This window comes from Planktothrix mougeotii LEGE 06226 (assembly GCF_015207485.1).
In the GTDB taxonomy this organism is placed as follows: domain Bacteria; phylum Cyanobacteriota; class Cyanobacteriia; order Cyanobacteriales; family Microcoleaceae; genus Planktothrix.
In genome coordinates, this window is the sequence record NZ_JADEWU010000125.1 from 1 (window position 1) to 11705 (window position 11705).

General features: G+C 40.5%; 10 protein-coding genes. 5 read left to right on the forward strand and 5 right to left on the reverse strand.

Features of this window, described 5'->3' with window-relative positions; genetic code table 11:
* The 3 genes from ruvX to IQ236_RS26725 all read right to left on the reverse strand — a co-directional run.
* The coding region (ruvX, locus tag IQ236_RS26715; protein WP_193872152.1) for a Holliday junction resolvase RuvX at window positions 1–472 on the reverse strand (472 nt) is incomplete at its 3' end.
* Window positions 472–1704 (reverse strand): GNAT family N-acetyltransferase, encoded by a 1233-nt coding sequence (locus tag IQ236_RS26720; protein ID WP_193872154.1) that lies wholly within the window; start codon window positions 1702–1704, stop codon window positions 472–474. The genes ruvX and IQ236_RS26720, both read right to left, overlap by 1 nt.
* A 307-nt stretch (window positions 1705–2011) precedes the next feature.
* Complete coding sequence (locus IQ236_RS26725; RefSeq protein ID WP_193872156.1) at window positions 2012–3181, reverse strand: F420-0:Gamma-glutamyl ligase; 1170 nt, start codon at window positions 3179–3181, stop codon at window positions 2012–2014.
* Window positions 3182–3428: 247 nt separating this feature from the next.
* On the opposite strand from IQ236_RS26725, the gene cruF reads away from it, so the two are divergent.
* The 4 genes from cruF to IQ236_RS26745 all read left to right on the forward strand — a co-directional run bounded on the left by cruF (window position 3429) and on the right by IQ236_RS26745 (window position 6716).
* Window positions 3429–4346 carry a gamma-carotene 1'-hydroxylase CruF gene (gene cruF, locus IQ236_RS26730; RefSeq protein ID WP_193872158.1) on the forward strand — a complete coding sequence of 306 codons (918 nt, stop codon included), beginning with the start codon at window positions 3429–3431 and terminating at the stop codon, window positions 4344–4346.
* A gap of 128 nt (window positions 4347–4474) precedes the next feature.
* Window positions 4475–5701 (forward strand): 2'-O-glycosyltransferase CruG, encoded by a 1227-nt coding sequence (gene cruG, locus IQ236_RS26735; RefSeq protein WP_193872160.1) that lies wholly within the window; start codon window positions 4475–4477, stop codon window positions 5699–5701.
* A gap of 83 nt (window positions 5702–5784) precedes the next feature.
* Window positions 5785–6336: a Panacea domain-containing protein gene (locus tag IQ236_RS26740; RefSeq protein ID WP_193872162.1), complete on the forward strand. Its 552-nt coding sequence runs from the start codon at window positions 5785–5787 to the stop codon at window positions 6334–6336.
* A gap of 11 nt (window positions 6337–6347) precedes the next feature.
* Window positions 6348–6716, forward strand: a complete 369-nt coding sequence (locus IQ236_RS26745) for a hypothetical protein (protein ID WP_193872164.1) — start codon at window positions 6348–6350, stop codon at window positions 6714–6716.
* Window positions 6717–6880: 164 nt separating this feature from the next.
* Here IQ236_RS26745 and IQ236_RS26750 read toward each other — a convergent pair whose 3' ends face one another.
* A complete protein-coding gene (locus IQ236_RS26750) occupies window positions 6881–7150 on the reverse strand; it encodes a hypothetical protein (protein WP_072722273.1) in 270 nt (89 codons plus the stop codon).
* 192 nt (window positions 7151–7342) lie between these two features.
* On the reverse strand, window positions 7343–7960 hold the full coding sequence (rimM, locus tag IQ236_RS26755) for a ribosome maturation factor RimM (RefSeq protein ID WP_193872168.1): 618 nt from the start codon (window positions 7958–7960) through the stop codon (window positions 7343–7345).
* 524 nt (window positions 7961–8484) lie between these two features.
* Here rimM and IQ236_RS26760 point away from each other — a divergent pair.
* The coding region (locus IQ236_RS26760; protein WP_193872166.1) for a DUF4347 domain-containing protein at window positions 8485–11705 on the forward strand (3221 nt) is incomplete at its 3' end.

Below are 11705 nucleotides of genomic sequence, written 5' to 3' on the forward strand. Positions count from 1 at the left end.
CTTCTCCCCGTGTCCCCTCATCCCCGTGTCCCCTTGTCCTCCTCTGGTCTAACCATTGTTGTAAAATCAGGGAGGCGGCCTTACGGTCAATCAGGCTTTTGTTGCGAGAGGGAGAAATATTTTCTGAAATCATCAGTTGTTCGGCTTGGTAGGATGTTAGCCGTTCATCGATGTACTCTAGGGGTAACTTCAAGGCATTCGCTAACCGTTGAGCATAGTTTTGGACTTGTTTGGCTTGAGATCCCAAGGAACCATTCAGATGGTAAGGTAAACCCACCACTAAAACTTGTACCTGTCGTTGCTGTACCAGTTCTTGAAATTGTTCAACATCTTGAGAAAAAGAACGCCGCAGGATAGTGGTGAGTCCAGTGGCAATTAAGCCTGTGCCGTCACAGCCTGCGACGCCAATGCGTTTACGGCCAATATCTAATCCCAAAGCGGAAATAAAAGCAGATTTTGTCTGTTGTTCCATTATTCACGGGGATCAGACGGTACATCTGAAGGCTTCTGAGTTAAATTTTTAGCATCTAATTCTGTCCCTTCTGAAATCCCATCCCCAACAGAGGATTTTTGAGCCGAGGAAGGATGTTGAATTGTTGGCCCTAACCAGGACATTCGGGTGGGTACAGGTTTATGGGCGGGTTGCCAACTGGGTAACACATCCGATAATTGCAACCCCTCTAAGGAAGATTTTGACTCGCGTAATTTATGCCAAACAGAGCGAGACATTAACAAAGTATGTTCTACCCGTTGTGCTCCTATTTTTTCTAAATAGGCTTCTCGTTCGGGTTGATAGTCGGCGGATGCCAATCTCAGGGACTGGGGGCCAAATTCCTGGGCTAAATGGGCCATCTGGGATAACAGTTCGGGGTAAAGCCAGGTATAGGCGGGATGAACCGTTAACTCCGCAACGTGCGGCTGACAGCCATCACGGGATAACTGCACTTGGAAATAACCAATGGCTGCTTTACGTTGGGGTTCAAATACATAGCCACTGACTTGTTCGCTATGGCTCAACCATTGTTTGATAGCATCCACAACGGCTTGGATAAAGCTGGTTTTAAAATCTAAAATGTGCCGATCAAAGACCTGTCGCAGCAGGGGAGGCATGGAAACGGTATCAAGTTGATACAGCAGTTGAGCATCTGCATTGCTGACCGGGAGAAGGTTGGGTAAATCAGGTTGAGTGGTGGCTAAGGTTTGTAGGAGTTCCGGCTCCACAACCCAATAGGTCATGTGAGCTAAGGGTTGAAATCCATTTTGTCGATACAGGGCCATCAAACCGCTATCATTAACATTGACTTCTAATAGCCAGGTTCGCGCTTCCCACAACGTTTCAAAGCAATAGCGTAATAGTTGTGAACCAATACTACTTTGATTGTTTAACCGATCTACAAAGATGCGTTCAATGCGCCAGGTACTGCGACTGGTGTTGAAGGGAGACACTTTAATCATCCCTAAGAGTTGACCAAATTGTTCCGCAATATAGGCGTTAAACAGGTTTTGGCAGGGGTTGGGAAACCAACTTAAAAATTTGAGCAACCCATACCAACGTCGCAATTGTTCTAACTCCTGGGTTAAGCCTGTATCAGAATTAGCTTGATCATTGGCTTGGCGATATAGCTGTTCAATGGCTTCTAAATCGCGGTATTGAAATGGGCGAATATTAAATTGATTTTGATTTTGGGATAGAAATAAATTCATGGGTTCAAGTCAGGTAAAGGATCAGTTATCCGTAGGGGCGGGGTCTTCCCGCCCAAACTCAGTTATCAGTAAAAATTAATTTTGAGCCTTCTGGAATAGGCTTTTAATTCACCTTTAGGCTAGGTTTTTAATGGCGAAATAGGTGCTATTAGACTTAAATAACTTAAAAATTTTAAAGTTAAAATCCTGATATCAAGGGACTGACAGGAGTTAGTTTTTTAACTTTAATTTCCTCCAAAATAGTTTTAAATTAAGGTTCTGACACTGATTACTGACTCAGGGCGGGGAGACCCCGCCCCTACGGATTTTATAAAGGGCGAATTAGCACCAGGGGGGTTTGCTCATCGGCATTTCCAGCAGGATTACTCCTTAAGGCTTTCTGGATCAAAGCCGTAGAAAGACCGGGGCTTGCTGCTAATATTTTAACGGCTTTTAAATCGTTCACGTCTACTATTGCCGCCCCTAACCCTGTTTCTTGTTGTAGGGTATTGACTACATTTTGGGGATCATCTGGCCCTAGGACAATAAATTGATCATAGGGTGGCAAAGTTCCGGTTACATCGTCAATCAGTCGAGCTTGTTCTCCGGCTAATTGATAAAATACTCCGGGTTTGCCTAAAAGTTTGGCTACGGTTCCTACCACAATAGCAAATAAAACTCGTGCTGGCCCGACAACATCCACGAGGGTTTGCATTCCGCAGGCGGTAGCTAAACTAGAGGTGGGCATAAAGAAATAACAAACCCGTTTAGCAACCCATCCGGGTTTAATTTGGGTGGGGTGGAAAAATCGCCCTTGCATTAACGCAACAGGGGTTTCTCCCAAGGTAACAATATCCCCCGGTTGAGCATGGGGAAGTACATATTTTTTAATCACCTCAACGGGATGATCAATATGGGTTAATAAATGGGTACGGATGGGGTAAACTTCGGCTATCCCTTCAATAATTCGTTTATTGGGGGCTAGGGTCGGATCGGGATATTTGAGGGGAAGGACAACGTGACGAACTTTGGGGATGCGTCCTTCTGGCCCGTAGGTAATATAATTTACTGTTACCCAAGCGGATTGTAAAGCACTGAGGTCTTGTCCTTCAATTTCGACTAAGACTTTAATCCGGGTGGTTTTTTTGACTTTAACAATATACCCAAACCAATAATTATCCTCTCGGCTGGGAGCATCCAGATGGGCAGGAATCACTTTAATTGTGTGTTTAATACCGTCTAAACTCGCTTTAGAGAGTAGGTTAAGTTGAGCCGTAACTTCCGGTAACATAATCTCTAGGTTGGGGGTGAGATTACGGAATTCCATTTCCCCCCTCAACACATAATGGGTGGAGTCGGATAAATCCAGGTTCCACTCTCCTTGAGTTAGTTCTAGTTTATTCCCCGGACGCAGACGATATTGAATTTCTAGGGCTAATGTTCCTAAACCCAGTAAAACGAATGCGGCTGTTGTTACTAGGCTCAAACCTGCTGCCATTACACCACTTCCCCTTGTAAATGTCCGATTTGCACTTTCATCCTACCGCAGCCCGGATCTTCTACAATTGTTAAATTTAATTACAAAAATAACGGCTTACTCCCCTAAACTATTAGCAAAACTTATGCTATCGGGATCTTACGGTCAGATTCCATCCGATCTAGCACCAAAGGGTATATTCTTATTTAAAGATTTGTAAAATTCAGAAGAGCGCTTGGCGTATCTTAATACTTTCTCTAGGAGTCCCATGAAGCACAAGTCAATTGCAGAACGATTTTGCCTCACGGCTCACGTTGTCTCAACGCTGTTTGGACTAGCTGGGTTATTATTGATTCTACCCAACCCCGAACTCGTGGCTAATTTACCTCCGATGGGGATGAAATTGTTCTCCTGGGGAATGACAGCAGGAGGCATAACCTATATTGTGTTTGGGGCGGCAACACTGGCTTTATATGGCTATCGCACGTTAGGGTTAGGAACAACCTTAGCCTTTATGATTCCATCGGTATTGTTATCCTTATCTAGTGAACTCTTAGGAACCAGTACCGGATTTCCCTTTGGTCATTATCAATATTTGAGTGGTTTAGGTTATAAAATTGCAGGGTTAGTTCCCTTCACCATTCCGTTATCTTGGTTTTATATGGGGTTAACCTGCTATTTGTTAGCCCGTGCAGGTTTAAAATTAACAATGGGAGATCGTTGGGGACGTCAATTAGCCGCTTTGGCATTAGGCGCTGTATTACTCACCGCTTGGGATTTAGTATTAGACCCCGCCATGAGTCAAGCTCCTTTTCCCTTTTGGCAATTTCAAGAAGTCGGTGAATTCTTTGGAATGCCTTATCGAAATTTAGTCGGTTGGATGGGAACAGGCTTGGTATTTATGAGCGTTGGGGCGTTTTTATGGCGGCGAACTCCCATTGCTTTATCTCGTTCTCAATTAACTGTACCCCTGATTGTTTATCTGACTAATTTCTTCTTTGGAGCAGCCATTACCGTTGTTGAATTAGATGCTCGTTTCCTCTTTCCAACGGCTTTAAGTATTTTATTCGGGGTCATTCCTGCGTTCATTTTCTGGTGGAATGCTAAACCTTCTTTAGAGACGATGGAAAGTTTATTACCCAGTGACAATATCACTCCCTCTCCCGTTGAAGTGGCTGCTAAGTAAACTTTAACGTTCAAGAAATCCAATTCTTTGTAGGGGCGAGGCGCGCCTCGCCCCTACAAAGACATCATGATCGCTTTATCATTCCATTACACAAAAAAACTTAACTTCAATTTAAACTAATTTTTTTAATGTTCCACCCAATTTTATTAACCCTGGCTGATTTATCAAATATTAATTTATGGTTTTTATTATTTTCGATAATATTAATCCTACAAATTCCAGCAACAGTAATTTTATTATCTCGGTTATTCAAAGGAGCAATTCGAGTTCCTCCTTTACAGCCTGAATCTCCCACCTTAGACCTCTTGGGAACGGTTAGTATTGTGGTTCCGACTTTGAATGAAGCCGCACGAGTTACCCCTTGTTTAGAAGGGTTAACCCGACAAAGTTATGAAGTTCGAGAAATCTTAATTGTTGATAGCCATTCCCAAGACGGAACTCAGGATATTGTTAAAAAATTTGCCGAATCTGATCCAAGGTTTAGATTAATTTTAGATGAACCATTACCGTCGGACTGGGTAGGTCGTCCTTGGGCTTTAAATACAGGATTTCTAAATAGTTCTGAAAAAAGTGAATGGATTTTAGGCATTGATGCGGATACTCTACCGCAACCCGGTTTAGTCGCGAGTGTGGTGAAAACTGCGATCGCAAATCAATATGATTTATTATCATTATCTTGTAAATTTATTCTTAAATATCCAGGGGAATTGTGGTTACAACCTGCCCTCTTAATGACGTTAGTTTATCGGTTTGGTTCACCGGATTTATCACCTCAAAAACCTGAACGAGTCATGGCGAATGGTCAATGTTTTTTATGTCGTCGTTCAGTATTAGAAAAAGTTGGGGGATATTCCAGTGCTAAAAATTCCTTTTGTGATGATGTTACCTTAGCTCGAAATATTGCTAAAAAAGGGTTTAAAGTGGGGTTTTTAGATGGAGCCAATGTATTAACCGTTAGAATGTATGATGGCTTAAAAGATACTTGGGACGGTTGGGGGCGATCGCTCGATCTTAAAGATGCTTGTTCTAAAACTCAATTGTGGTCAGATTTATTCATTTTATTAGCAGTTCAAGCTTTACCCTTACCTGTATTTTTAATTAATTTCTGCTTGGCTTCTACTTTATCCTTACCTGGAATTTTAAGCTCAACGTTATTAGGATTAAACGGTTTTTTACTATTTCTTCGGGTGATATTAACGGCTGCTATTTCCTTATCCTATGATTTCAGTCAAGCTAAACAACCTTGGGTATTTTGGTTATCTCCCCTCGCTGATCCGGTCGCCGTATTAAGATTATGGATATCTGCAACTCAAACCCAAATTCAATGGCGGGGGAGAACCTATGGAAAGAATTAAAACCTAAAAATTCATTAGGTATTGCTATAATAGAAATACCGAAAAAATATACTGTTTATTGGTGTAATTAGGAAAAGGCTGTTATGGAATACCAATTTGATTTTAATATTGAGAAAGGAATAGAGTCTATTCTTTACATCTTGGAGTTATTAGAGAATAAGGTTCAACCCACAATTCATCGTGTTTCTAAAGTTTTATATTTTGCAGATAAAGAACACTTAGAAAAATATGGAAGATTTATTTTTGGGGATAGCTATTACGCCATGAAACATGGCCCTGTACCCAGTCAGATTTATGATTTACTGAAATTAGTGCGTGGAGATTTGTCTCCTAGCTTTCAGCCTTCGCGAGAAATATCTGAACAGGTTCTTCATGCTTTCAAGATAGTTGATAAGCATAACATCAAAAAGTTGAGAGAGCCTAAAAAAGATTTTTTGAGTGCGTCTGATATTGAATGTTTAGAACATTCAGCAACAAAATATGGAAGTTTGTCTTTTGCAGAGCTTACGGAGTTAAGTCATGATCGCGCCTGGGAATCTGCGGATGAGAACGATATAATTAATGTGGAAGATATCATCAAAACCTTTGATAATTCCGAAGATCTTCTTGAACATTTGCAAAATCCACACCCCTAGGTTAGAACTTTATGCCAGCACAGTGGGAAATATTTTATGTGCAATCTTGTCGCCATACTAAGCCAAGTCCCAAGGATAAGTTTGTTTTAATCGCCTATATTGATCCTTCACCTTATGGATTTCTGATCAATTCTAAAATTAATAACTATATTCAGAATAGAGATTATTTGCTATGTTGTGAGGCAGAAATTATGGCGAGCGAGCATAATTTTCTGAAGTATAATTCTTACGTTGATTGTACGGCTGCGTTTCCTTTTAATGCTAGTGAGTTGATCAGTTCAAGGGGATTTTTAAGTGATGCTGGACAAGCTAAGGTCATTAACGCTGTGAAGTTATGTCCTGTGTTAGAGAAAATACATAAAAACAGAATTTTAAAATAGGACACTTGCTAACAGAATCTTTTAGACAAAAACGGCGATCGCATCAAAACACAGAAGTTTAGACATCAAAATAATATTTTGCCCCATTATAGCGTAGCGCTATAACAGGGCAGAACATCGCTAAATAAGCGTTCGATAATAAACCATCAACGGTTAGCCAACCGTTAGTCTACTCGTTCTAATTGCCAGAGAATTTGATTACCTTCTCGCCGCACTCTGGATACTTCCCAATTGCGCCATGCCCAGTTATCTCCTCGACTGGTCACAGCACTGGCGTTAATATCCATGAGATCGGCCAGTTCAGAACTACTGATTAAGTAGCCTTTAGTAGCAATTTCATCAGCAATATGCAGGGTTTCAATCAAATTGCGAAGTTGGTTAACCCTAACCTCGCGGGGTAGATTGTCTAATGAATCGTTAATTAGGTCAGTCATGGCAAGATCTCAGACAGCAAGATTAGAGTCTATCACACAGCATTGTATCGTTCTGCTCAAAATTAGGTTAGTTGCAAGAAAGACAGTTCTGGAAATAAGGATAGGAAATCAGCTATTTTTCACCTATCACTTTATTCAACGGGTGATGGTGATTGCATCAGATGAGGAAGCAAAGTTCCATCCAGAGGGGTCTTAAACTGTTTCCTCAATTAATCCAGGCGGGGGAATAATTTCAATCCGTTTTTGCTCTAAATCCACAATTGGAACGATTTCTTTGACAAAGGGAATCAAAACGGTGGGTAGGAGTTTGGGTTTACGTTTCTTTTTGGTTTTACGATGAATCTGTTCTGGGAGGGGGTCAGTAACGAGAGTGTCTTGGCTTGGGGTTGGGGAATGTAACTCCACTTCCAGTAAATCATTTCCAGCCGAAATCACATCTATGACTTTTCCAATCACTTCCGCTTTTCTTTGGTCGAATACTTCCAAGCCAATTAAATCTAAAACATAAAATTCATCTTCTTCTAAATGGGGACGATCTTGCTCTGTGATCAACAACGGACAACCTTGTAATGCTTCTGCCTGAGTTCGATCTTCAATGCCTTCGATTTCAACGACATAAATACCTTTACTGGGCATTAAATAGCCTCCCAAAAACTCCACAGGTTTAGGTTCGGTTTGGCCGGGTGGTAATAACCAGCGCTGACCCGGTTCGATAAACCGTTCTGGGAAATCGGAATTGGGATAAACTCGAACTTCCCCTCTTAACCCGTGAGCCGCGACAATCGTGCCGATCTCAATCATTTTAGACAGTTCCATAAGAATTAAAAACCGCAACTGAAGAACACATCACTACCTGATAAAATCAAAAGCAGTAGCTCATGTTTTAAAACAATAAATATATTAACAACTCTAATAGAAAAACTGAAAAAAGTCAAGGATTACGGGAAAGTATTTGCTCTGGCTAGTATTCTTAATCGTCATCTAAGTTATGTAGAGGTTTTGGATCAATAAAATTGAACACCGTTACAGGATTACTACTTCTTAAAATGTAAAGTTTTGTAATAATTTTTGACGCTTCTCAAAAAAAAAAATCAGTTAGTTATACTAAAGTTAGGAATTTTAAATGGGGATATTTTCTAACAAAACCCAAAGGCTTGTATAAAATCCCTAGAGATTGTCCTTCCCAAGCATCACCTAAACGGTGTGTGATCTTCTATAATCTTTGGATTCCTCCGTCATAAGGGTGAGTTTTGCACTGGACAAACCTCCTAACTTTCCAACCCATTCAGACTAACCCAAAACTATTTTAGGTAATAGAAAATAAAGGATTGCTCATGAGTACCATTAATTTAGACCTGAGTTCAGCCTTCACAGACAATATATTACTGATCATTGATTCATCCGTTCCGAATATCCCCCAATTATTAGACGCAATGGGTGAAGATGTTGATTTTATTATCCTCTCCAAAGATGAAGATGGAATTCAACAAATTACCAATATTTTATCAAGCTACAAAACTTTAAAAGCGGTTCATCTCGTCACCCATGGAAGTTCAGGAACACTGCATTTAGGGAATACTACCCTCAATATCAATAATATTGAAAAATATGCACCCCAACTGAAAACTTGGCGACAAACTTTTACAGAAAATACCGATTTTTTAATTTATAGTTGTGAACTCGCATCGGATAACGGGGGGTTTCTGTCTCGTCTTCATCGCTATCTAGGAGTTAACCTCGCGGCTTCACGTCAAAAAGTTGGTTATACTCCCTTGGGGGGAAGTTGGAACCTAGATTTCATCTTCGGAAAAATTACCACGCCATTTCCATTTGATCAAGAAAAAATTACTAATTATCCAGCAATATTAGGGACTTATAACGCCAGTACCGTTGATGAGCTAAAAACAGCCATTAATAAGGCTAACACCACACCAGAAGACGATGTTATTAATTTAACAAAAGCAGTCTACAGCTTAACAACGGTTGATAACAACACCTCCGATGGTTTTGCGAGTGATGCTAACGGTTTACCCACTCCTACAGATATAACCGTTGGCGGAAAACTGACCCTGAACGGGAATGGGGCTATGATTGAACGAAGTCCTACAGCACCCGCTTTCCGTTTCTTTTATGTTCCCTCCAATAGTAACCTCACCCTAAATGATCTCACCTTCAGAAATGGGGAAGCAGATAAACGGGGGGGAGCAATTTATGTTAGTAGTACCCTAGGAAACCTGACCGTTAATAATAGTACCTTTGCCAATAACAACGTCACAGACGAGGGAGGATATGGCGGTGGGGCAATTTTTATTTACTATAGTAGTACCGCTACTATTAATAATAGTACCTTTTCCGGTAATAGTGCGGAAGATAGTGGCGGTGCTATTCATAATATTGGCGAGTTATTTGTTACCAATAGTACCTTTACGAACAACAAAGCCGATACTAATACGAGTAATAATGCATCTTATGATAGTGGTGGAGCCATTTTTCAAAATGGTGGAACAGCCACCCTTAAAAACACATTAATTGCTGGAAATCAAGATTTATCAACAGATCTTAAAAATCCCGATATAGCGGGAGGAACTTGGATAGATGGGGGTGGAAATTTAATCGGAGATAATAGCAGTGTTGAAACGACATTTCCCACCAGTAGTTTAGTCGGAACAGCCACCAATCCTTTAGATGCTAAATTAGGCCCTTTACAAGATAATGGCGGATTAAGTTTTACCCATGCGTTGTTAGCAGGAAGCCCAGCGATTGATACCGGAAATACGACTAATGCGACAGGATTAACAACCGACCAACGAGGCATTGGATTTGACCGAATTGTTAATAGTATTGTTGATATTGGTGCGTTTGAATATGCTCCCCCCGAAATAGAAGTTTTAGACGGAACCAGTAATATTATTGATGGAACTTCAACAGCCATTAATTTTGGTCAGATATCCCTAGGAGGAAGTCTCACTAAAACCTTCACGATTAAAAATACTGGATTAGGGGATTTACTATTAACTAATCCAATAACTTTTAGCGGAACAGGCTTCACCGGATTAGGAAATTTTACCACCCCTACACTTGCTCCTAATGGGAGTACGACTGTTGATATTACCCTCACACCCAATCAAATCGGAACCCTACAAGGAGAATTATCTTTTAGTAATAATGATGGAGATGAAAACCCGTTTAACTTTCCGTTTCAATTGATTGCTTCTGCGGTAGAAATTAGTAAAGTTCAAGCTCCGCCTGCGATTACCTTAAAAGCGGGAGACAACCTTGATTTTGTGGTGACATTTACTCAGCCTGTCACAATTAATAAAGGCACAGGAAATGTTAATCTTCCCGTTACTTTAGATACAGGCGGAATTGTTAATGCGACTTTATTAGGTACAGGAGCAGCAAATACTCAGCATATTTTCCGTTACAATATTGGTTTAGGAAAAGAGGATAATAATGGCCCCGTTACAGGAACAGCGTTAACCTTAACGGGAGATGCAACTGTTAAAGATGGTGGGGGAAATAACGTTAATTTAACCCTCAAAAATGTGACGGATACCACAGCCATTAAGATAGATGCAGTCACACCAACCGTTAGTAGCATTATTCGTCAAACTCCGACAACAGAAATTACCAATGGAAACACCGTTGTTTACCAAGTTAATTTTAGTGAAGGAGTGAAAGATTTAGACATTAGTGATTTTATCATTACCCCCACAGGAACCGTAAACGGTACAATTGCTAGTGTTTCTGCGGTGACAGGAAATAGTGTTAATGTTACTGTCAATAATATTAGTGGAAACGGAACATTACGACTGGATACCGCAGCCACTCCCACCATTAAAGATATTGCTGGAAACTCCTTAACAACAGCCTTTAATACAGGTGAAACTTATACGTTTGACGGAATTCAACCAACAATTAGTAGTATTATTCGTCAAACTCCGACAACAGAAATTACCAATGGAAACACCGTTGTTTACCAAGTTAATTTTAGTGAAGGAGTGAAAGATTTAGACATTAGTGATTTTATCATTACCCCAACAGGAACCGTAAATGGTACAATTGCTAGTGTTTCTGCGGTGACAGGAAATAGTGTTAATGTTACTGTCAATAATATTAGTGGAAACGGAACATTACGACTGGATACCGCCGCCACTCCCACCCTTAAAGATATTGCTGGAAATTCCTTAACCACAGCCTTTAATACAGGTGAAACTTATACCGTTGATCAAACTCTACCAACCATTAGTAGTATTATTCGTCAAACGCCCCTCACAGAAATTACCAATGGAAATACAGTTGTTTATCAAGTGAATTTTAGTGAAGGGGTTCAAGATGTAGATATTAGTGATTTTATCATCACCCCAACAGGAACAGTAAACGGTACAATTGCTAGTGTTTCTACGGTCACGGGAAATAGTGTTAATGTCACCGTCAATAATATTAGTGGAAACGGAACATTACGACTCGATACCGCAGCCACTCCCACCCTTAAAGATCTTGCTGGAAATTCCTTAACCACAGCCTTTAATACAGGTGAAACTTATACCGTTGA